The organism is Pseudoalteromonas sp. SG44-5, from assembly GCF_014164175.1.
In the GTDB taxonomy this organism is placed as follows: domain Bacteria; phylum Pseudomonadota; class Gammaproteobacteria; order Enterobacterales; family Alteromonadaceae; genus Pseudoalteromonas; species Pseudoalteromonas nigrifaciens.
Window position 1 is genome coordinate 58814 of record NZ_JACJES010000006.1, and the last position, 19994, is coordinate 78807.

The 19994-nt window shown below is 40.9% G+C and carries 23 protein-coding genes and 1 other RNA gene; 17 read left to right on the forward strand and 7 right to left on the reverse strand.

Features of this window, described 5'->3' with window-relative positions; all coding sequences use genetic code 11:
* Nucleotides 1-202 precede the first annotated feature (202 nt).
* From H5079_RS08890 to murA, 7 genes are read left to right on the forward strand one after another with little or no spacing between them, the layout of a single operon-like run.
* Nucleotides 203-1018, forward strand: coding sequence for an ATP-binding cassette domain-containing protein (locus H5079_RS08890; protein WP_182683953.1), 816 nt, complete (start codon nt 203-205; stop codon nt 1016-1018).
* Nucleotides 1018-1797, forward strand: a complete 780-nt coding sequence (gene mlaE, locus H5079_RS08895) for a lipid asymmetry maintenance ABC transporter permease subunit MlaE (protein WP_041454775.1) — start codon at nt 1018-1020, stop codon at nt 1795-1797. The genes H5079_RS08890 and mlaE overlap by 1 nt, the downstream gene beginning before the upstream one ends.
* 13 nt (nt 1798-1810) lie before the next feature.
* Nucleotides 1811-2359, forward strand: a complete 549-nt coding sequence (mlaD, locus tag H5079_RS08900; RefSeq protein WP_011329190.1) for an outer membrane lipid asymmetry maintenance protein MlaD — start codon at nt 1811-1813, stop codon at nt 2357-2359.
* Between the two features lie 5 nt (nt 2360-2364).
* Nucleotides 2365-3045 carry a phospholipid-binding protein MlaC gene (locus tag H5079_RS08905; protein ID WP_011329189.1) on the forward strand — a complete coding sequence of 227 codons (681 nt, stop codon included), beginning with the start codon at nt 2365-2367 and terminating at the stop codon, nt 3043-3045.
* On the forward strand, nt 3038-3331 hold the full coding sequence (locus H5079_RS08910; protein WP_011329188.1) for a lipid asymmetry maintenance protein MlaB: 294 nt from the start codon (nt 3038-3040) through the stop codon (nt 3329-3331). Before H5079_RS08905 ends, H5079_RS08910 begins: the two co-directional genes overlap by 8 nt.
* 5 nt (nt 3332-3336) lie before the next feature.
* Entirely contained in the window at nt 3337-3594 is a 258-nt protein-coding gene (locus tag H5079_RS08915; protein WP_011329187.1) for a BolA family protein, read from the forward strand.
* Nucleotides 3595-3607: 13 nt separating this feature from the next.
* Complete coding sequence (murA, locus tag H5079_RS08920) at nt 3608-4867, forward strand: UDP-N-acetylglucosamine 1-carboxyvinyltransferase (RefSeq protein ID WP_011329186.1); 1260 nt, start codon at nt 3608-3610, stop codon at nt 4865-4867.
* A 67-nt stretch (nt 4868-4934) separates the two neighbouring features.
* On the opposite strand, the gene H5079_RS08925 is transcribed toward murA, so the two are convergent.
* The 3 genes from H5079_RS08925 to H5079_RS08935 all read right to left on the reverse strand — a co-directional run bounded on the left by H5079_RS08925 (nt 4935) and on the right by H5079_RS08935 (nt 8297).
* Nucleotides 4935-6017, reverse strand: coding sequence for a trypsin-like peptidase domain-containing protein (locus tag H5079_RS08925; RefSeq protein ID WP_182683926.1), 1083 nt, complete (start codon nt 6015-6017; stop codon nt 4935-4937).
* 99 nt (nt 6018-6116) lie between these two features.
* Nucleotides 6117-7469 carry a Do family serine endopeptidase gene (locus tag H5079_RS08930; protein WP_086995406.1) on the reverse strand — a complete coding sequence of 451 codons (1353 nt, stop codon included), beginning with the start codon at nt 7467-7469 and terminating at the stop codon, nt 6117-6119.
* Between the two features lie 393 nt (nt 7470-7862).
* The gene (locus H5079_RS08935; protein ID WP_011329183.1) at nt 7863-8297 is read right to left on the reverse strand and encodes a YhcB family protein; all 435 of its coding nucleotides are present in this window, start codon (nt 8295-8297) and stop codon (nt 7863-7865) included.
* A 125-nt stretch (nt 8298-8422) separates the two neighbouring features.
* Between H5079_RS08935 and zapE the strand changes: the two genes are divergently transcribed.
* The 8 genes from zapE to H5079_RS08975 all read left to right on the forward strand — a co-directional run bounded on the left by zapE (nt 8423) and on the right by H5079_RS08975 (nt 14920).
* The gene (zapE, locus tag H5079_RS08940) at nt 8423-9511 is read left to right on the forward strand and encodes a cell division protein ZapE (protein ID WP_011329182.1); all 1089 of its coding nucleotides are present in this window, start codon (nt 8423-8425) and stop codon (nt 9509-9511) included.
* Between the two features lie 315 nt (nt 9512-9826).
* Nucleotides 9827-10255, forward strand: a complete 429-nt coding sequence (gene rplM, locus H5079_RS08945; RefSeq protein ID WP_011329180.1) for a 50S ribosomal protein L13 — start codon at nt 9827-9829, stop codon at nt 10253-10255.
* Between the two features lie 8 nt (nt 10256-10263).
* Complete coding sequence (gene rpsI / locus H5079_RS08950) at nt 10264-10656, forward strand: 30S ribosomal protein S9 (RefSeq protein ID WP_086995409.1); 393 nt, start codon at nt 10264-10266, stop codon at nt 10654-10656.
* 525 nt (nt 10657-11181) lie between these two features.
* Nucleotides 11182-11772, forward strand: coding sequence for a ubiquinol-cytochrome c reductase iron-sulfur subunit (petA, locus tag H5079_RS08955; protein ID WP_011329178.1), 591 nt, complete (start codon nt 11182-11184; stop codon nt 11770-11772).
* Nucleotides 11772-13037, forward strand: a complete 1266-nt coding sequence (locus H5079_RS08960; protein ID WP_011329177.1) for a cytochrome b N-terminal domain-containing protein — start codon at nt 11772-11774, stop codon at nt 13035-13037. Before petA ends, H5079_RS08960 begins: the two co-directional genes overlap by 1 nt.
* Nucleotides 13034-13777: a cytochrome c1 gene (locus H5079_RS08965; RefSeq protein ID WP_011329176.1), complete on the forward strand. Its 744-nt coding sequence runs from the start codon at nt 13034-13036 to the stop codon at nt 13775-13777. The genes H5079_RS08960 and H5079_RS08965 overlap by 4 nt, the downstream gene beginning before the upstream one ends.
* Nucleotides 13778-13856: 79 nt before the next feature.
* Nucleotides 13857-14483, forward strand: coding sequence for a stringent starvation protein SspA (gene sspA / locus H5079_RS08970; RefSeq protein WP_011329175.1), 627 nt, complete (start codon nt 13857-13859; stop codon nt 14481-14483).
* Nucleotides 14483-14920 carry a ClpXP protease specificity-enhancing factor gene (locus H5079_RS08975; protein ID WP_011329174.1) on the forward strand — a complete coding sequence of 146 codons (438 nt, stop codon included), beginning with the start codon at nt 14483-14485 and terminating at the stop codon, nt 14918-14920. Before sspA ends, H5079_RS08975 begins: the two co-directional genes overlap by 1 nt.
* Nucleotides 14921-15185: 265 nt before the next feature.
* Here the strand turns inward: H5079_RS08975 and dolP are convergent, their stop codons facing one another.
* Genes dolP through H5079_RS08995 form a run of 4 tightly spaced genes read right to left on the reverse strand, consistent with a single transcriptional unit; the run spans nt 15186 to nt 18635 of the window.
* Nucleotides 15186-15752 carry a division/outer membrane stress-associated lipid-binding lipoprotein gene (gene dolP / locus H5079_RS08980; RefSeq protein WP_011329173.1) on the reverse strand — a complete coding sequence of 189 codons (567 nt, stop codon included), beginning with the start codon at nt 15750-15752 and terminating at the stop codon, nt 15186-15188.
* Nucleotides 15745-16338: an SIS domain-containing protein gene (locus tag H5079_RS08985; RefSeq protein ID WP_011329172.1), complete on the reverse strand. Its 594-nt coding sequence runs from the start codon at nt 16336-16338 to the stop codon at nt 15745-15747. The genes dolP and H5079_RS08985 overlap by 8 nt, the downstream gene beginning before the upstream one ends.
* Before the next feature lie 34 nt (nt 16339-16372).
* Nucleotides 16373-16744 carry a YraN family protein gene (locus H5079_RS08990; protein WP_011329171.1) on the reverse strand — a complete coding sequence of 124 codons (372 nt, stop codon included), beginning with the start codon at nt 16742-16744 and terminating at the stop codon, nt 16373-16375.
* Between the two features lie 13 nt (nt 16745-16757).
* Entirely contained in the window at nt 16758-18635 is a 1878-nt protein-coding gene (locus tag H5079_RS08995; RefSeq protein WP_182683927.1) for a penicillin-binding protein activator, read from the reverse strand.
* Between the two features lie 61 nt (nt 18636-18696).
* Here H5079_RS08995 and rsmI point away from each other — a divergent pair, with 61 nt between their 5' ends.
* Both rsmI and rnpB read left to right on the forward strand, forming a co-directional pair.
* A complete protein-coding gene (gene rsmI / locus H5079_RS09000) occupies nt 18697-19554 on the forward strand; it encodes a 16S rRNA (cytidine(1402)-2'-O)-methyltransferase (protein ID WP_086995415.1) in 858 nt (285 codons plus the stop codon).
* Between the two features lie 43 nt (nt 19555-19597).
* Nucleotides 19598-19976: RNase P RNA component class A (rnpB, locus tag H5079_RS09005), an RNA gene on the forward strand.
* The last annotated feature ends 18 nt before the right edge of the window (nt 19977-19994 follow it).

Genomic DNA, 19994 nt, shown 5'->3' on the forward strand with positions numbered 1-19994 from the left:
TAAATAAAACAGTGGCGAAGAGAGCGGTTAATCACTTATTTTATAAATATTTAGGGTATGCTATGCAAAGGTTTAAGCCAAGGTTAAGGTGGTTTGAGCGAGCCTTATAACTGTTTTGGCAATTACATTACAAAATCTTACGAATTGTTTTTTCCATCTTGGTCGAAAAAGCCTTAAAATAGGAATACGAGTGAATATTGTTATGGAGAGCGACTTGTCGCAATCAATAGTAGAAGTCAAGGATGTTTGCTTTTCAAGGGGCGATAGAATCATATATAAAAATATGAGTTTTAGTGTTCCTAAAGGTAAAATCACTGCCATTATGGGGCCAAGCGGCATTGGTAAAACTACCATGCTACGTTTAATTGGCGGTCAGCTAAAGCCTGACTCTGGTGATATTTTATTTGAAGGCAGTAGCATTCCAAAAATGTCACGTAAAGCTCTATATGAAGCGCGTACCAAAATGAGTATGCTTTTTCAAAGTGGTGCATTATTTACTGACATGTCGGTATTCGATAATATAGCTTTTCCGATTCGAGAGCACACTAAGCTAAGTGAAGACCTTATTCGCTTAGTGGTATTAATGAAGTTACAAGCTGTGGGTTTACGAGGCGCTAAAGATTTAATGCCGTCGGAGTTGTCAGGTGGTATGGCTCGCCGTGCAGCTTTAGCCCGCTCTATAGCACTTGACCCTGAATTAATTATGTATGATGAGCCATTTGCAGGCCAAGACCCTATTTCTATGGGAGTACTGGTAAAGCTTATAAAGTCACTCAATGAAGTGCTTGGTTTATCGTCTTTAATCGTGACCCATGATGTGAACGAAGTCATGAGCATTGCCGATCACGTTATAATAATTGCCGATCAAGGTGTTATTGGCAGTGGATCGCCAGAACAAATGCGTCAACATGAATCTCCTTTGGTACAGCAGTTTTTAAAAGGCTTATCGGATGGTCCTGTGCCATTTCATTTTCCGGCACAAACATATGCAGATGAGTTGCTTGGAGAGAATAAATGATGTTGAATTTTCTGCAAAAAATAGGGCATAAAACACTAGGTCGTTTTGCAGCGCTAGGGCGCTCAGCGAACATGTTATTTGGTGCACTTGTGCACATACCTAACTTTAAAAAAGGCACCCCCTTACTCATTCGCCAGCTCTATATGGTGGGCTCACAATCGTTGCTCATTATTGTGGTGTCGGGGTTGTTTATTGGCATGGTATTAGCGCTGCAAGGCTATACAGTGTTGGTTGGTTATGGTGCAGAGGATAGCTTAGGCCCTTTAGTTGCGCTGAGTTTGCTCAGAGAACTAGGCCCTGTGGTTACTGCATTGCTATTTGCTGGGCGGGCGGGCAGTGCGCTCACCGCTGAAATCGGCTTAATGAAAGCAACCGAGCAATTGTCATCACTCGAAATGATGGCCATTGATCCATTGAAACGTATAATTGCACCGCGTTTTTGGGCTGGTTTAATAAGTATGCCGTTGTTAGCATTAATATTTTCGGCAGTGGCTATTATTGGTGCCCATTTAGTCGGCGTTGATTGGCTAGGCGTTGATACCGGAAGCTTTTGGTCAATTATGCAATCACAAGTTTCGTTTCAGCAAGACATACTCAATGGCATAATTAAAAGCGTTGTATTTGCTATTGTAGTGACCTGGATCGCCCTTTATAAAGGATATGATTGTGTGCCAACTTCTGAGGGGATCAGTAAAGCAACCACAGAAACCGTGGTGCACTCATCTTTAGCAGTGTTAGGGTTTGACTTTCTTTTGACAGCGGTAATGTTTACCAACTAGTAGGGTATAGATAATGAATTCACGGAAATTAGAGATTTTAGTTGGTTTTTTTGTCGCATTAGGCATTTTAGCATTTGCTATGCTTGCGCTTAAAGTGGCCAACACTGGTATTAGTGGCTCAGGTGACACATACACACTTAATGCTAAATTTGAAAACATAGGCTCATTAAAGCCCCGTGCACCCATTAAAGTGGGCGGTGTGGTTATTGGTCGGGTAGAATCTATTTATGTTCATCCGCAAGAATTTTTACCAGTTGTTAATATGACCATTGATGCACAGTATTTATGTCGTTTTTCAGACACTAGCTCAATCTCTATTTTAACCTCAGGCATTTTAGGTGAGCAGTACTTAGGGATTAATCCTGTTATTGCACCAGAATCTGCAGAGCAGCGTTGTTTAGGTTTAACTGTGGTACATAACGAACAAGATCAAGCAATTGATGATTTATTTGGCGTAGAAAGTAAAGCGCTAGGTGACGGTGGATCTATTACCGATACTAAGTCTGCCTTAGTGCTAGAAGAGTTAATTGGGCAGTTTTTATTCAACCAAGGTAGTGAGTAATTATTATGTTGAAAAAGTTTTTAGTTATTGCAGCGCTTAGTACCCTAACGTTTGCACAGGTAGTTAAAGCTGCCGATGTTAAACTAACAGATCCTAACAAAATGGTACGTCAAGTGGCAGATAATACCTTTGAGCGGATCACAAAAGATCAGCCATTAATTATTAAAAATAATGAGCATTTACGTGTCATTGTTGAAGAAGAATTAATGCCCTACATTGACTACAAATATGCGGCACTGCGAGTGTTAGGCAGCGAAGTATCAAAAGTGCGTGCAATAACCGATGAAGCTGAAAAAGCGCGCGCAATTAAAGATATTCAGCGCTTTATTGTGGTATTTAGAGAGTACCTAGTAGCAACGTATGCAGGTGTTTTTACCCAATACACCAACCAACAAGTCGAGTTTGGCGCACCACAACCTTTTAAAGGTAAAGATGTGGTGGTAGTAAAAACCAAGATCATTGAAGCGGGTAAACCCGATATTAAAATTGACTTTAAAGTACGTGAAGACAGAAGTGGTGAATGGCGTGCTTACGATATGATTGCAGAAGGTATTAGCTTACTAGATGCAAAGCAAAGTGAGCTACAAGGCATGTTACGCCAACAAGGTATTGACCACGTAAGTAACCTTTTAGAGCAAAAGAGCCAACTGCCAGTACAGTTTAGAGGCAGCGACACCAATGACTAAGTTGGTGATAAGCCAAGTTGATGAGCAACATTTTCGAGTCAGTGGTGAGCTTACTCGAAGTTCAATTGGCGATGAAAAAGGCCTGGGCAGTCAGGCAATAACCAAGCATAAAATCTGCTACTTTGACCTTAGTGACGTATCTAGGGTTGACACAGCAGGCTTAGCTTGGTTAATTCACACTTTTGCGCAGTACAAGCAACAAGGCATTCGCCTTGAGTTGCAAAATCCACCTGAACAATTGCAAAATTTAATGCAATTGGGTCAAGTTACAACCCTATTTGAGTGAGAGTTATGGAAACTAGCCAAGTCGAAATATTATTACGCGATGAACTTCAATTAGCAGAAGTACATGTTAAAGCCAATGGTAGCCATTATGAAGTAATAGCTGTTGGCGAATGCTTTGACGGTTTAAGCCGAGTGAAAAAGCAACAGCTAGTTTATGGACCATTAATGAATACTATTTCAGATGGCACCATTCACGCAGTATCAATTCGCGCTTTTACTCCTGTAGAGTGGAAACGCGAACAAAAATTTATTTTACCGCAATAAAAAAGGCCCCTACATGGATCAATTTGTAATTCAAGGTGGCACTTCGCTTGCGGGTGAAGTTACTATCTCTGGCGCTAAAAATGCGGCACTTCCTATTTTATTTGCCGCATTATTAGCCGATGGTAAAAGTACGTTTACTAATGTACCGCGCTTGCGTGACATAGTTACCACCGAAGCGTTATTAAAAACCTTAGGTGCGAGTGTTAATTGGCAAGGCGACACGCTTGTGATTGACGGCGCAACAGTGGATAAAACACTTGCTCCGTATGACCTAGTTAAGCAAATGCGTGCATCGGTACTGACACTCGGCCCTTTAGTGGCGCGTTTTGGTGAAGCACAAGTGTCACTCCCTGGTGGCTGCGCTATTGGGGCTCGACCTGTGGATATTCATATTCAAGGTTTAGAGCGCATGGGCGCACAAATCAACGTAGAAAACGGCTATATTAATGCCAAAGTAAATGGTCGCTTAAAAGGCGCTGAAATCTTTATGGAGATGGTTAGCGTTGGCGCTACTGAAAACCTATTGATGGCCGCGACCTTAGCCGATGGCAAAACTGTGCTTGAAAATGCAGCTTGTGAGCCAGAAATAACAGACTTGGCTAATTGCTTAATTGCTATGGGCGCTAAAATTACGGGTGCGGGTACAAACCGTATTGAAATTGAAGGCGTTGAGCGTTTAGCGGGTTGTGAGCACCGTATTTTACCAGATCGTATTGAAACAGGTACTTTTTTAGTTGCTGCTGCTATGGCCGGTGGCGAAGTGCTGTGTAAGATGACCGATTTTCATTCACTTGAGCCGGTAATTGAAAAGCTACGTGCAACCAATGCATTGTTAGAAGTACATGACAACAGCATTTATTTAGATATGCGCGGCAGAGAATTAAAAGCCGTTAATATTAAAACAGCTCCGCATCCTGGTTTTCCTACCGATATGCAGGCGCAGTTTACCGCATTAAATGTAGTGGCTAATGGTAGTGCCACCATTACCGAAACTATTTTTGAAAACCGCTTTATGCATGTACCTGAGCTACAACGTATGGGCGCAAATATTCGCTTAGAAGGCAACACAGCTATTTGTGGTGATACAAAAACTCTTAGCGGTGCCCAAGTTATGGCAACCGACCTACGTGCATCAGCCAGTTTAATTTTAACCGGTATAGTGGCGCAAGGTGAAACGATAGTTGATCGTATTTATCATGTTGATAGAGGTTATGAGCGCATTGAAGATAAGCTCAGCGCGTTAGGTGCTAATATTAAACGTAGAAGTAGTTAAATAACTATTTAGTTAGTTAAGGTATTTTTAAAGGCCGGATAAGCTAATTTGCTATCCGGCCTTTTTATTAAAGCTTAGTTTCAAGCTCTGCAACCGTCACCATTATTTTTTCTATTTTACCATTGCGGTACAGCTTAAATTCTATTTCTTTACCGGGTTCGGTATTGCCTATTTTTTCTAACACTTTTTGTGGGTTTGCTACCGAAAGTCCTGCTATTTCAATTACAATATCTTGCTCTTCAATACCGGCCTGCCAAGCTGGGCCTAGTGGGTCTAAGTTAGTAATACGCATACCTGCCACGGGCGTTAGGCTGTCGTTTACTTCTTTGCCTGTGCTATCTACAGCTGTCCCCTCAAAGCCTAAGTAGCCACGAACCACTCGGCCATGGCGAATTAGTTTTGCCATAACCTCTTTTACTAAAGAGTAAGGAACCGCAAAAAATATTCCCTGTATGTTTAAGTTTTCGCGAGTTTTAAATTGCGCAGAAGTAATACCGACTAAATCACCATTGGAATTAACTAATGCACCGCCCGAATTGCCTACATTAATGGCTGCGTCCATTTGCAATAAATTATTATAAGGACTGTCGGTGATTTTTTGTTTGCCGGTGGCGCTAATAATACCTTGGGTAATGGTTTGCCCTAAATTTAAAGGGTTACCAATGGCCAGTACAATGTCGCCAACACTTGATGAGTAGTCATCGTTAACAGGAATAACAGGTAAGTGATCGGCATTAATTTTTAAGAGCGCAAGGTCAGTAATAGTATCAAAACCAATAAGCTGTACATCAAAAAAGCGTCGGCCATCGGTTAATATAACCAGTATTTGGTCGGCATTATTAATCACATGATAATTGGTAAGAATATAGCCATCTTGCGACATGATCACGCCCGAACCTAGTTCTTGTACGGTGTTTTGTCGTTTATAGCGTGGTTCTTTAGAAATACTTTCTGAAAAAACGGTGACTACCGAAGGAGCCGCACGCTTAACCGCATCTGAAAAGCTTAAATGGTTGCTACTCATAGCACTGGGCAGTGGCACATTAGGCAGCAATGCAGTGCGCATATTAGGACTAAAAAAAACCACTAAAAAAGCAATACCTAGGCCTGCAAATAGAGGAGGGAGTATAAATTTTAAGATTTTTAGCACAAGATTCTTATTGTTAGTGAGCAATCTCTTTATGATGGCCAAAAAAAATAACAGCGGCAAGTGCCGCTGTTACTTTTATTGCATTTTAACGGTTATAAATTATTGAATGAGTACAAATATAGACTCACGACCGCGTTTTACCCCTAATACAATGTTGCCTTTGATGTTTTCAATGATCTGGTTCATATCATTTATGCTTTCTACGCGCTGGCGATTTACTTGCACAATAATATCACCTTCTTCAAGACCAACACGCGCTGCAGGAGAGCGCGGATCTACCGTACTAACTTCAATACCCTTAGCGTTATTTTTCTTAACGTTTTCTAATGTGGCACCTTGAAATGCAGGGTGTAATTCTTCGCCTGTTGCGGTAATACCAGATGCGCCATCTAGGGTTACTTTAACGGTTTTTATCTTACCATCGCGGTAAATACCTAATTTAACGTCTCGGCCTTCGCCTAAGGTTGCTATTTTACTGCGTAATTCATGAAAGCCGCTAATATCACTACCATTAATGCTAATAATAACATCGCCTGCTTGTATGCCCGCTTTGCTGGCTGCAGTGTTATCCATTACTTGCATAACATACGCGCCCTGTTTTACGTCAAGCTGCTGTGCTTTGGCAAGCCCAGCATCGAGAGGGCGACCTGATATTCCTAGCGAGCCACGGCGAACTTCACCGTGTTCAATAATTTGATCAACTAAGTTTTTCATCATATTAGAAGGAATAGCAAAGCCAATACCTACGTTACCGCCAGATGCGCCTAAAATTGCGGTGTTAATTCCAATTAGCTCGCCATTTAAATTAACTAATGCACCACCAGAGTTACCTTGGTTAATAGCGGCATCGGTTTGAATGAAATCTTCGTAACCTTCAATATTTAAGCCACTGCGACCAAGTGCGCTTACTATGCCAGATGTAACCGTATGGCTTAAACCAAATGGGTTACCAATGGCAACAGCAAAGTCGCCCACCCGTAAATTATCAGAGTTAGCTAGCTTTACTGCGGTTAAATCATCTGCATCTATTTGTAATAAGGCGATATCAGACTCTTTATCAGTGCCAATTTTGGTTGCCTCAAACTCTCGGCCGTCTTCAAGGGTGACTATCATTTTTTCGGCGTCTTGGATCACATGGTTGTTAGTGACCACATAACCTTTCTTAGCATCAATAATAACCCCTGAGCCTAACCCGCTAAATTGACGTTTTTGACTGCGAGGTTGTGGGTTACCAAAAAAGAACTCCAGCGGATCGGCGCGGCGACGTATTTCTTTTGAGCCCGAAACCTGGATACTGACAACACCAGGGGTTATTTGCTCTAACATAGGCGCAAGTGTTGGTAATTGTTGGCCATTTACTGCAATCGGCATTTTTGCGTAAGACGTAACCGGGCTCAATAATAGGCTAGTAGACAAAATAGCTGCGCTGATAAGTGATAATTTCATTTTCATAGTCAGGGTTTACTCCACTTAGGATAAGCGAAAACAAAAAGGGCTACTTTAAAAGCAGCCCTTTTCGGTTTATTTAGGGCCTGTTGACCTTTCAGGATTGTAATTTGTTCTATCTAGAGGGGATTTAATCGCGGCGCGAGATTTGTAACCTAGTGGGCTAAGTAAAAACCGAGCAACAATGAGTAAATTCCCCCTAGGACGAACCCAAGGGCAGCGCATGTTTGTTATTTATGCTGCGTTATCGCCTGTTTATGTGAAATAACCACATGGCACAGGCTCTGCCTTGCCTAAAAATCAAACATACTGCTGCAAATTCAACCTCGAAAGAAAAACAGGCCCTTTAAAACAACAAAGCTGTTATATCTAAAGACTATGGGGTTGAAAAAAAGTTCATCAAGATGCTGTTGAAGATTTTGCTTCGCCAGCAAACAAACCAGACTCACCCGATACGTAATCAGCCGGCTGTGCATCGGCGTTAGAGCGATCTGAGCGGCGCTCTTTAAGTGAAGCTTGTAACTGCTCAGTCATCTCTTTAGAGAAAAAAGGTTCAGCAGGTGCTTTATTTCTGTCCTCTAGTAACAACTGATTAGTTTCTTCAACATGGCTAAGTAACTGATCGTAATTGTCTTTCATTTTAGTTACTAACTTACCAGTATTTGCTAAGTGATCAGCTACATCTTGTCGATATTGCTCTAGCGTATTTTTCGCTTGTTCAACCTGCTCTTCTAATTCATCATGCTTGAACTGTTTTTTAGTGACAAATGCACCGATGAAAAATGCGGCTATAGCAACAATAATAACTAAACCGACCCATGTAAATGTACCCATAAATATCACCTCTTTGGGAAAATAACTAACGAATATCTTAAATCAAACTAAGTCTAATATACCCTGACTAATGATGCGTGTTAATATGCTTTGTAAATTAAACTGCGTTTTAACTGTAAATAGATATGACTCCTTGGCAAACATACCAGCAAGACCTCAAGCGTGATGACTTTGTATACGACGCAGCACAAGAAAATGCTGTACGTCATTTACAGCGCTTATATGATGATTTAACTCAAGCAAAACCGCAACCTACCGGTTTTTTTGCAAAGCTATTTAATAAAACAGAGCCTGCACCTATAAAAGGTTTGTATTTTTGGGGCGGAGTAGGGCGTGGTAAAACGTATTTAGTTGATACCTTTTATGAAGCACTACCGGGGCAGCGTAAAATGCGCGTGCATTTTCACCGCTTTATGCACCGAGTACATGACGAGCTTAAAAAATTAAATAAAAAAGAAAACCCACTAGAAATAGTAGCTGATATTTTTAAAGCCGAAACCGATATAATTTGTTTTGATGAATTTTACGTTCAAGACATTACCGATGCTATGTTACTCGGTGGCTTAATGGAAGCACTGTTTGCTCGTGGCATAGTGTTAGTTGCTACGTCGAATATTATTCCCGATGAGTTGTATCGAAATGGCTTACAGCGCGCGCGCTTTTTGCCCGCGATTGCGCTTGTTAATGCAAATACAGAAATAGTAAATGTCGATTCGGGCATAGATTACAGATTAAGAACTTTAGAGCAGGCAGAGATATTTCACAGCCCACTCGATGAGCAAGCCGATAAAAATCTATTTGAATACTTTGATAAGTTATCACACGAACAGGGTAAATCTAATACCGCCATTGAAATTGAAGGGCGCATGATTAAAACCCGTAAAGTATCTGATTGTGTTGTAATGTTTGAGTTTAGCGAATTATGTGAAACCGCGCGTAGCCAAGTAGATTACATGGAAATTAGCCGTTTATATAACACAGTTATTTTGTCTAACGTAAAACAATTTGGGCAAGTGAATGACGACGCAGCAAGACGCTTTATTGCATTAGTAGATGAATTTTACGAACGCCACGTGACTTTAATAATTTCGGCAGAAAAACCCATTACAGAGCTCTATACTCAAGGTAATTTAAGCTTTGAGTTTAAACGCTGCATAAGTCGTTTACAAGAAATGCAGTCGCTAGAGTATTTAGCGAAAGAGCATTTAGCGTAAAAGTTAGCGCCTTAGGGCTAATTTACTCTTTTGAGAAAGGGGCTCAATGCTAGAGCCCAATACACAGCGAAGGTCTTTTTAATATAAAGTGCCTAGCAGTTAAAAAATTTGTGGAAAAAACAACCCGCCGGTAGTAATGCAATAAAAGTGCTGATATACTCCCGCTCCTGCCACGTTGCGTTCTATGCCTTCATATAGTCTAGCCACTTGTGAGCGGCGCAAAAGTCTAAAACTCGAAGGGGTTATAGCAAACTTAGAGCAGTAGTTAATATTAACTACTTGTGGTTTTAATTGAAAAACATTGGATTTTTATAAATGAAAACGTTTGTTGCTAAACCAGAAACAGTAAAACGTGACTGGTACGTAGTTGACGCTGAAGGTAAAACTTTAGGTCGCATCGCTACTGAAATCGCTCTCCGCCTACGCGGTAAGCATAAAGTTGAATATACACCGCACGTAGATACTGGTGATTATATCATCGTTATCAACGCTGAAAAAGTTACTGTAACTGGTAACAAATTCAAAAACAAAGTGTACTATTCACACTCTGGTTTTCCAGGTGGTCTTAAGTCTACTACTTTTGATAAACTTCAAGCTGCAAAGCCTGAAATGATCATCGAAAAAGCTGTTAAAGGCATGTTGCCACGTGGTCCTTTAGGCCGCGCTATGTACCGTAAACTTAAAGTTTACACAGGTACTGAGCATAACCATGCTGCACAACAGCCTCAGGTTCTAGACATTTAAGGAGCACCATCATGGCAAATCAATACTACGGTACAGGTCGTCGTAAAAGTTCTAGTGCTCGCGTGTTCTTACGCCCAGGTACTGGTAACATCGTAATCAACAAGCGCTCTTTAGAAGAGTACTTTGGTCGCGAAACAGCACGTATGGTTGTTCATCAAGCTCTAGAGCTTGTTGATATGACTGAAAAGTTTGATCTTCACATCACCGTTTCTGGTGGTGGTACAACTGGTCAAGCTGGTGCAATCCGTCACGGTATTACTCGTGCACTTATGGAGTTTGACGAGTCACTACGTCCACAACTTCGTAAAGCAGGTTTCGTAACTCGTGATGCACGTAAAGTTGAACGTAAGAAAGTGGGTCTTAAGAAAGCGCGTAAGCGTCCACAGTTCTCAAAACGTTAATATTTACGTTATCAAGAATTCAAAAACCCAGCTTATGCTGGGTTTTTTGTTTTTCGCGACATAATAAATGGTAACTTTGACGATAGGTAATTGATAAACTCAGCGTGTTTAATGAGCAAAAGTAAAAAAACACTCAGTGAATACTAAAAAAGTTAAATAATTATCGTAATTAGTTTAAATCCATCAGTTAATTGGTGAATTTTTTTGCTACAATTGGCTGGCAAATAATGTGAGCAGGTTTAGCCCTAGCAAATGCAGTTGTTACTGCTTGTTTTGGTGAGGTTGACCTGAGTCAGTATATTATTTTTACAGAAGCGATATGATAGTCATTCGGCTTCATACTCGAGCTAACTTAATCTATTTTTTGAGCAAGTCAGGATTATTCGAGCATGGGGCTGTGAGTAACCTTGTTTTAAACAAGGATTTAAATATGATCGTTTCTATTTTATAATTCAAAAAAATTAACCTGCTGTAACTGATGTTCTCAATATAGCAAGTGTTGAGAATCATAGTGGAGATAAGTGGATGAGCAATGCGCCTGTAGACAATGGCCGACGTCGCTTTTTAACCATAGCTACCTCTGTTGTTGGTGGTGTTGGTGCGGCTGGGGCTGCTGTTCCTTTTATTGCGTCTTGGAATCCAAGTGAGCGAGCTAAATCTGCGGGTGCGCCTGTAGAAGTAGACATAAGCAAACTTGAGCCAGGACAATTAATACGTGTCGAGTGGCGTGGTAAACCTGTATGGGTTGTATCACGGACCCCAAAAATGCTTGAGCAAATGAAAGGACATGAAGATCAACTTCGTGACCCGCATTCGCAAGAGCCACAACAATTAGAATCATCAACAAATGATTACCGTTCATTGCGTCCAGAAATATTTTTGGCTGTAGGTATTTGTACTCATTTAGGATGTTCACCTAGCTTTTTACAAGGTGGCTTTGGTGAAAAAGTGGAAGGGACTGACGACGGTTTTTACTGTCCATGTCATGGTTCTAAGTTTGATATGGCTGGCCGTGTATTCCAATCGGTACCTGCACCATTAAACCTAGAAATACCACCATACACTTTTCTTGATGAAACCACTATATTAGTGGGCGAAGAACAAGGAGTGGCCTAATGTTTGGTAAGATTATTGGTTGGCTAGACGACCGTATACCATTGACACGTGTCTGGAACATGCATATTGCACAGTACCCAGCACCTAAAAACTTTAACTTTTGGTACTTCTTTGGCTCACTAGCTATGTTAGTACTAGTTAACCAAATTCTTACAGGAATTTGGTTAACTATGAACTATGTACCTTCTGCTGAGGGGGCGTTTGCATCAGTTGAATACATCATGCGTGATGTTGATTATGGCTGGTTATTACGTTATTTACACTCAACCGGTGCATCAGCGTTTTTCATCGTTGTATATTTACATATGTTCCGTGGCATGATCTACGGTTCTTATCAAAAACCACGGGAATTACTGTGGGTATTTGGTATGTTTATTTTCTTAGCGCTAATGGCCGAAGCATTCATGGGGTACTTATTACCATGGGGGCAAATGTCATTTTGGGGTGCACAGGTAATCATTTCACTATTTGGAGCAATTCCGGTTATAGGTGATGATTTAACACTTTGGATCCGTGGTGATTACGTAATATCGGGTGCAACGCTTAACCGCTTCTTTGCATTGCATGTTATTGCTTTACCATTAGTTATCGTGATTTTAGTATTTTTACACATAGTTGCACTACATGAAGTAGGGTCAAATAACCCTGAAGGCGTAGATAACAAGCGTAAAAAAGGTACGGTAGCTGAAGAAGATAAACCTAAGTTTAAGTTCCATGAATATTATACTGATAAAAAAGATATTCTTGATGCGATCCCGTTCCACCCTTATTACACAGTAAAAGATATTGTGGGTGTGGTTGGTTTCTTAATATTGTTCTGTTGGGTGGTGTTCTTTATGCCAGCCATGGGTGGTTTCTTTTTAGAAGCGCCAAACTTTGAAGCGGCTAACCCGCTGAAAACACCAGAGCATATTTTTCCAGTTTGGTACTTTACGCCATTTTATGCAATCTTACGTGCGATCCCTGATAAGTTAATGGGTGTTGCAGCAATGGGTGCATCTATTGTAGTGCTTGCGTTATTACCTTGGATAGATCGTGGTTCAGTTCGCTCAGTTCGTTACCGTTGTGGTTTCCACAAATGGAACATTGCAGGCTTTGTTGTTACTTTTGTTCTTTTAGGTTGGGTTGGTGCAACACCACAAACTGACATGAAAACAATTGTTTCGCAGATATGTACTGTGACTTACTTTATGTTCTTCGTACTGTTATTTGTATACAGTAAGAATGAAAAAACTAAGCCATTGCCTGAGAGGTTACTGAAATGATGAAAAAGCTACTTATTGGTTTATTTGCTTTATCAATTAATGTGTTGCCGGCAATGGCTGCAGGTCCTTCAGTGGCATTATTAGATGCTGGTAATGACCTAACAGATCAGCCTTCGTTGCAACGCGGTGCTAAATTGTTCATGAACTATTGTGTTGCTTGTCATCAAATGCAATACCAGCGTTATGAACGTACTTTTCGTGATATCGGTATTCCAACGGAAATTGGCGCAGAACAGTTAATTTTTGACGGTTCAAAAGTAGGTAGCCATATTACCAATGCGATGGCGAAAGAAGATGCTGAAAAGTGGTTTGGTGCTGCGCCACCAGATTTAACTAACGTTGCACGTGTTCGTGGTTCTGATTGGATATATACGTATTTAAAATCGTTCTACAAAGATGAGTCACGTCCATTTGGCGTAAACAATACATTGTTTCCATCTGTAGGTATGCCGCATGTTCTGCAAGAACTACAAGGCTTACCAACAGCTATTACAGAAGAAGTAGAAGTGAATGGTCATACTGTGACCAGAATTATTGCTACTGAAACTGATGGCTCAGGTGAATTAAGTGTAGATGAATACGACCAAGCTGCTCGCGATTTAACCAACTTCCTTGAGTACGTGGGTGAACCTTCACGTCTTGAGTCAGAAGCAATAGGTATTAAGGTAATTGGATTTTTATTCATCCTATTTATCTTGGCATTTATGCTTAAGAAAGAATACTGGAGAGATGTTCATTAAGTTTGAACATGTTTAAAGGTAATTTTGCAATAGGGGCTTAAGCCCCTATTGCTGTTTTAGTTATTTAATGGAGGTAGGCATGGCCGTAGCTGCCAATAAGCGCCCTGTAATGACCCTTTTTTCTGGTGCTAACTGTATGTATAGCCACCAAGTACGCATTGTACTTGCTGAAAAAGGTGTAAGTGTAGATATTCATTTGGCTGAAAAAGATAACCTGCCAGAGGCACTTCACGAAATTAACCCTTACGGTACAGTGCCAACACTGATTGACCGTGAGCTTGGTTTATATCAGGCAAATATCATCATGGAATACCTTGATGAACGTTTCCCTCATCCTCCACTAATGCCTGTTTACCCGGTAATGCGTGGCCGTAGCCGTTTAATGATGCACCGTATTGATACTGATTGGTACAGCCTAGCTGACAAAATCACTAACAACGCACCAGATGCTGCTCAAGCTCGTAAAGAGCTAACAGAAGCATTGCTTGCGGTTGCAGCAATCTTTAGCGAAGCACCTTACTTTATGAGTGAAGAGTTTAGCTTAGTAGATTGTTATCTTGCTCCACTATTATGGCGTTTACCTGAATTTGGTATTGAGCTTAACGGTGCAGGTTCTAAAGAGCTTAAAGAGTATATGATCCGCTTATTTGAGCGTGAATCATTCCAAGCTTCTTTAACTGAAACTGAGCGTGAGATCCGTTTATAATGACGCCTAATCGTCCTTATTTATTACGCGCTTTTTTTGATTGGATTGTTGATAACGAATGCACGCCACATTTAGTGGTTGACGCTGATTACCCTGCAGTACAAGTGCCAACACAGTTTGTGCAAGATGGACAAATTGTATTAAACATAAGTCCTTCAGCGGTAACCCAGTTTTCGTTAGATAATGAGCAACTTAGCTTTAGCGCGCGGTTTGGTGGTCAGCCAATGCAAGTGTATGTGCCTTTAAGGGCTGTACTTGCAATATACGCGCGTGAAAATGGCGAGGGTACGGTCTTTACAGCAGATGAGTTTTTAGAGGACGAAGACGATTTTGCTCCAGATTTTGAAAGTGTTGATTCATCAGCAAATTATGTTGACGAAACACCACCAGAAAAGCCTGAAAAGAAAAAAGGTTCGCATTTACGTGTTATAAAATAATACATTTTATAATTTGTTAATGGTAAAAGAAAAACCGCTAATAAGCGGTTTTTTTATGTCTGTATAAAAGTAAAAGGTTTTAGGTATTAGGTAAAGATTAAGCCAAGCACAAAGTTTCGCTTAAGGCTTTATGCCTTAAAGTTTGCGGGAGTGGGCTGCGAGAAGTGGGTTAAGGTTGATTGTTGTAACGGCGGGTTTTCCCACCGGTATAAAAAACCTTGCAGTGTTAACTACAAGGCTTTTATATTCATCGAACCAGCTATCTTTACAAATATTCAAATACTTTAATTACGCGCTCAACACCCGATACATTACGCGCAATATTTACTGCTTGCTCTGCTTCTGCGTCAGAAACTAAACCCATCAAAAATACTTCGGCATTTTCAGTCACTACTTTAATATTATTACTACTAATATTTTTAGCGGTTAATAGCTGTGCTTTTACTTTTGAGGTTAACCAAGAGTCATGAGTTTGGGTAGTCACCCCAATATTTGAACCAATACGAATTTGGTTATGTATTTTTCGAATGCCAGCAACACTCTCAATGGCTCTATTAGCTTCGTTTTTCATTTCTTCATTGGCAACTTGGCCAACTAATAAAACAATGCCATTAACGCTTACAGCGCTAATATGAGCAAATTTATGCAAGCGATCTACTTCACTAATTGCAATGCTAGCTTTTATTTCAATATTGCTGTCATCGATCTGAGAGCCAATTGTGCGACGATCGTTTGCAGCTGTTATTGCACTAGCAGTACCAGCAACCACTGCGGCTGCACACCCTTGCAGTAATACAACCGTGCCTAAAATAATAAGGGAGCGTTTAAACATAATTTTCATCCTGCGGGAAAAGCGTTAAATCAACCAGTTCACTTAAACAATGTAAGTTAACTAAATGCGACTCAATAATACGGCTTGGGCGTTTAGAAGGCGTTCTAATCTCAACATCATTAGGGCCAAGTAAACCAACTAGCTCACCGCCGTCATCACCAACCATAACTATGACCTTCATATCCTTAGTTAGTGCCGCCTCTACCGCTGAAATAATTTGTTTTTCATTACCATTAATAGCCAGTGCCAGCAGTAAGTCACCTTGTTGAGCAAAGGCACGTACTTGACGAGCAAACGTGTCGTAATCGTCAACCTGAGTACTTTGCCCTAAGTTAATACTCTCTTGCGATAACGCAATAGCTGGCAGGCAAGGGCGCTCGGTTTCATAATGATTAACTAAAACACCTGCCATGTGTTGAGCAAGCATATGGCAGTTAGCTGTACCGCAACAAATAAGCTTATTGCCGTTGATCAGGCTTTGAGCAATGGTAAAAGCGGCTGACTCTAATGCACTGGGTAATACCTCACCCGCTGCTATTTGTACCTGAATGCTTTCTGTAAAAATTTCTTTAATTGTGTCTTGCATAGAATACCAACAATTTATACCTAGTTCTTTGTTTTTAAAATACGTTTTTGAGCCAGTTAATATGCATAGACGGCTCTCCAGTGATTGCTACATAATCGATTCTTAACGGCTGATTTGTTAGGTTTTTAGCGGCTAAGTAATGATAAATACTGCGTTTTAAGCGTGCTTGTTTTTGTATACTTAATGCGTAATTAGCGCCGCCGCGAGCGTGGTTTTTACGAAACTTAACTTCCACAAAAACCAAAGTGTTACCGTCTTTCATAATTACATCAAGTTCGCCAAAGGGGCAGTAATAGTTACGCTCAATTGCTGTTAACCCTTGAGAAACTAAATACTTTTGTGCCTGGAGCTCATAATACTGGCCTTTTTCACGACTGTTTTGCCACAGCTGTTTAAACCAAGACATGTCGCCCCCTTAGTTATTCGGTAATGTATAAGTCACTGGCTGATTGCATAAATAATGGCACTGGGCGTTGTGTTTTTAGTTGCACAGCCTTAATCCGACGATTGGTATATTGTGCCCAGTCTAATGTGCGTTCAATATGCCCGCTGGTATTAACCGAGAGCTTACCACTTAAACCGCTAAACTGATTCCCAGGGGAAAGACTTAGTTGTTTAATGTCATGCAATATAGTTACTGCATCGTAGGCCATAGCAAATAAACGCTGGCTTATATCGGCGTGCTCTGGCCACAATGTTTCGTATTGCTGGCGAAGATTATGCTGTTTAATTTGCGACTTTAACATCCAAGGAAGTTCGGTAAAGTATAAGCCATCTAAGTCGCCTTTATCGGTACGATCAATTTGGCTACTATGGCTTTTAGAACTAGCATAAAGCGGGATCCTATCAGCAAATGTACTTACATTAACGTCTAAATACGGCTTTATTAAACGGGTTTCTATTGCATCGCCTAAAATATAAATAGCGTCTATATCGCTGCGCGAGCGTGTTTCGTTTTCGACTTCTTGCTTAAATAAAGTTTTAACGGTTTTGATCCGCTCTTTACTTTTATCAACTTCAAGTAAGCTGGTAATCGTATCAGGCATGTCTTGATTACTGTTATAAAAGCCAATTTGTGGTTTGGTTTCGCTATAGCGTTGCCACTGCAGGTTAAAGTAATCAACCAAACGCTGCCCGTTTGCATTATTAGGCGCAAGTAACATAGGCTTTTGGTAGCCCTGAGCTAAAAAGTGCTCTAATGCTTGTTGTACTTCATGCTCGGGATTAAGGGCAAAAAAGTAGTGCTGTAACGAAAGCCGCTCACCATCAAAGGTATTTAAATGCATAGTAGGTATGTCTATAAGCACTTGCGCATTAGCAAGTTTATCTATATTCGCTTTTAACAGTGGACCAACAACAAAGTCGGGTTTTATTTGCGCTATTTTAGCCGTAATTTCATCAACATCACTGTTTTCATCAATAAAAATGGTTTCATTAATGCTTTGCTGATCAAGTGCTGCGAGCACGCCGGCTTTAAGTGCATCACCTAAGCGTTCATTAGCACCAGATTGCGGCAGTAGTACAACTAAACGCTCTATTATTACAGGCGTTAAGTCATTCACTAACTCATCTTGTTTAGATAAAACTACTTTAGCAGGGTGCCCGGGGTAGCGTCTCAACCAATTATTAATAGCTTGGTCAAGTTCAACGGCACTGCCAGCATAAACTTGATGGTACAAAGCAAGGTTAACCCAACCTTGTTGAATAACCGACCCTCTGTTAAAGCGTTCAAGTGTATAAGAGGAAAGCTTTTTTAAGTTATCCCATAAGTTTTGGTTTAGCTGTGCAATATCAATATTGTTTTTAGTAGCAGACTCAGACGCTGCAAAAAAGTAAGGGGCTGCGCGTTTCGCAAAGTCTTGCGATGCATACACACTGGCGGTTAAAAATTGATGCCAGGCAAAATGTTCAGGCTGTTTAAGTTGACCATCTAAAGACTGCAAAATAACTAACGCTTGAGCGTTTTTATTTTGCTGCTTTTGCGCAAACGCAATATAAAGACGATTTTGAATCTGATCAACACTTGGGGTTAATTCTAACTCACCGCATACCTTTTCTAATAACGACCAACTTTGCTCATTCACTGCAGCATCGCGGGCACTATAAAGTAGCTGTATTTTATCGGCACCTTGGCGGTTTTGCGCCAATTGGTAGATAGATAACGCACTATTAGCTTGGTTTTTTAGTGCATTGGCACTGTTACTGAAGTTATCACTGTTTTTAGTTGGTTTTTCGGTTGTGCTACACGCCGATAACCCTGACAATATAATTAATAGACTAACTAGTTTAAGTCGCACAATGATTTCCCAATACGTTAACGCGATTTGCTTATATTACTGACTGACGCAGGAGACCTCAATGTTAAATGAGGAGAATTCACAGAAAATTGGCACTCTTTACATTGTAGCCACCCCAATTGGCAATTATGACGACTTAAGTCAGCGTGCAATCGCGACATTATCGCAAGTTGACTTAATCGCTGCTGAAGACACACGCCATACTGGCAAGCTACTTAGCCACTTTGGTATCAAGGCTAAAACCTTTGCTTTACACGATCATAACGAAAAGCAAAAAGCACAACAAATTATCGACCAACTCAATCAAGGCTTAAATATAGCCTTAGTATCAGACGCAGGCACACCTTTGATCAGCGATCCTGGCTATGCGGTGGTTAATTTATGCCGCGAGCAAGGCGCACATGTTACACCCATTCCTGGAGCATGCGCTGCAATAACCGCTGTATGCTGTTCTGGCTTACCAACTGATCGCTTTCAATTTGTTGGTTTTACACCAGCAAAAAGTAAAGCACGCCAAGAATTTTTTATTGATGCAGTTAATTCTGGCATTACTAGCATAATGTATGAAAGTACCCATCGTATTATGGCAAGCCTTGATGACTTAGCCGAGGCACTTGGCGATGATCAGCAAGTGGTGTTTGCTAAAGAGCTGACTAAAACCTTTGAAACATTTTTTAATGGCAGTGTGAGTGAGTTAAAAGCATTTTTAACTAACGATCCTACCAAGCAGCGCGGCGAAATAGTACTCATGTTGCCGGGTAAACCTAAGCTAATAGACGACGTACCGCCTGAAGCGCGTAAAATGCTAGCGCTGCTTGAAAGCGAAATGCCAATGAAAAAAGCCTGCGGTATTGTAGCCGATTACTTTGGTATGAAAAAAAATGCGCTGTATAAAACAATAATTGACGAAAAAGGGTAAATCTTTACTGCGCTTGGCATTATCCTCAGGTATAATCCGCGCCGAGTTAGCCAAGATAATCGCTGCCTGTGACGAAAATGATCAGGGGGAGGAAAGTCCGGGCTCCATAGGGCAGAGTGCCAGTTAACGGCTGGGGGGCGCGAGCCCACGACAAGTGCAGCAGAGAGAAGACCGCCAATCTTCGGATTGGTAAGGGTGAAAGGGTGCGGTAAGAGCGCACCGGGCCGCTAGTAATAGTCGGTTGCAAGGTAAACTCCACTCGGAGCAAGACCAAATAGGGTTCTATCATTTTAAATAATGAACGCGTGGCCCACGTCAGAACCGGGTAGGTTGCTTGAGCCATAGAGCGATTTATGGCCTAGACGAATGATTATCACTTTCTTCGGAAAGGACAGAACCCGGCTTATACGGCTAACTCACTCATTCAATAAAAAGCCCGC

Excerpts from the sequence above, each read along its gene's own strand:
- H5079_RS08890 (WP_182683953.1), top strand. The coding sequence starts at position 203 with ATGGAGAGCGACTTGTCGCAATCAATAGTAGAAGTCAAGGATGTTTGC.
- mlaE (WP_041454775.1), top strand. The coding sequence starts at position 1,018 with ATGTTGAATTTTCTGCAAAAAATAGGGCATAAAACACTAGGTCGTTTT.
- mlaD (WP_011329190.1), top strand. The coding sequence starts at position 1,811 with ATGAATTCACGGAAATTAGAGATTTTAGTTGGTTTTTTTGTCGCATTA.
- H5079_RS08905 (WP_011329189.1), top strand. The coding sequence starts at position 2,365 with ATGTTGAAAAAGTTTTTAGTTATTGCAGCGCTTAGTACCCTAACGTTT.
- H5079_RS08910 (WP_011329188.1), top strand. The coding sequence starts at position 3,038 with ATGACTAAGTTGGTGATAAGCCAAGTTGATGAGCAACATTTTCGAGTC.
- H5079_RS08915 (WP_011329187.1), top strand. The coding sequence starts at position 3,337 with ATGGAAACTAGCCAAGTCGAAATATTATTACGCGATGAACTTCAATTA.
- murA (WP_011329186.1), top strand. The coding sequence starts at position 3,608 with ATGGATCAATTTGTAATTCAAGGTGGCACTTCGCTTGCGGGTGAAGTT.
- H5079_RS08930 (WP_086995406.1), bottom strand. The coding sequence starts at position 7,469 with ATGAAAATGAAATTATCACTTATCAGCGCAGCTATTTTGTCTACTAGC.
- H5079_RS08935 (WP_011329183.1), bottom strand. The coding sequence starts at position 8,297 with ATGGGTACATTTACATGGGTCGGTTTAGTTATTATTGTTGCTATAGCC.
- zapE (WP_011329182.1), top strand. The coding sequence starts at position 8,423 with ATGACTCCTTGGCAAACATACCAGCAAGACCTCAAGCGTGATGACTTT.
- rplM (WP_011329180.1), top strand. The coding sequence starts at position 9,827 with ATGAAAACGTTTGTTGCTAAACCAGAAACAGTAAAACGTGACTGGTAC.
- petA (WP_011329178.1), top strand. The coding sequence starts at position 11,182 with ATGAGCAATGCGCCTGTAGACAATGGCCGACGTCGCTTTTTAACCATA.
- H5079_RS08960 (WP_011329177.1), top strand. The coding sequence starts at position 11,772 with ATGTTTGGTAAGATTATTGGTTGGCTAGACGACCGTATACCATTGACA.
- H5079_RS08965 (WP_011329176.1), top strand. The coding sequence starts at position 13,034 with ATGATGAAAAAGCTACTTATTGGTTTATTTGCTTTATCAATTAATGTG.
- sspA (WP_011329175.1), top strand. The coding sequence starts at position 13,857 with ATGGCCGTAGCTGCCAATAAGCGCCCTGTAATGACCCTTTTTTCTGGT.
- H5079_RS08975 (WP_011329174.1), top strand. The coding sequence starts at position 14,483 with ATGACGCCTAATCGTCCTTATTTATTACGCGCTTTTTTTGATTGGATT.
- dolP (WP_011329173.1), bottom strand. The coding sequence starts at position 15,752 with ATGTTTAAACGCTCCCTTATTATTTTAGGCACGGTTGTATTACTGCAA.
- H5079_RS08985 (WP_011329172.1), bottom strand. The coding sequence starts at position 16,338 with ATGCAAGACACAATTAAAGAAATTTTTACAGAAAGCATTCAGGTACAA.
- H5079_RS08990 (WP_011329171.1), bottom strand. The coding sequence starts at position 16,744 with ATGTCTTGGTTTAAACAGCTGTGGCAAAACAGTCGTGAAAAAGGCCAG.
- rsmI (WP_086995415.1), top strand. The coding sequence starts at position 18,697 with ATGTTAAATGAGGAGAATTCACAGAAAATTGGCACTCTTTACATTGTA.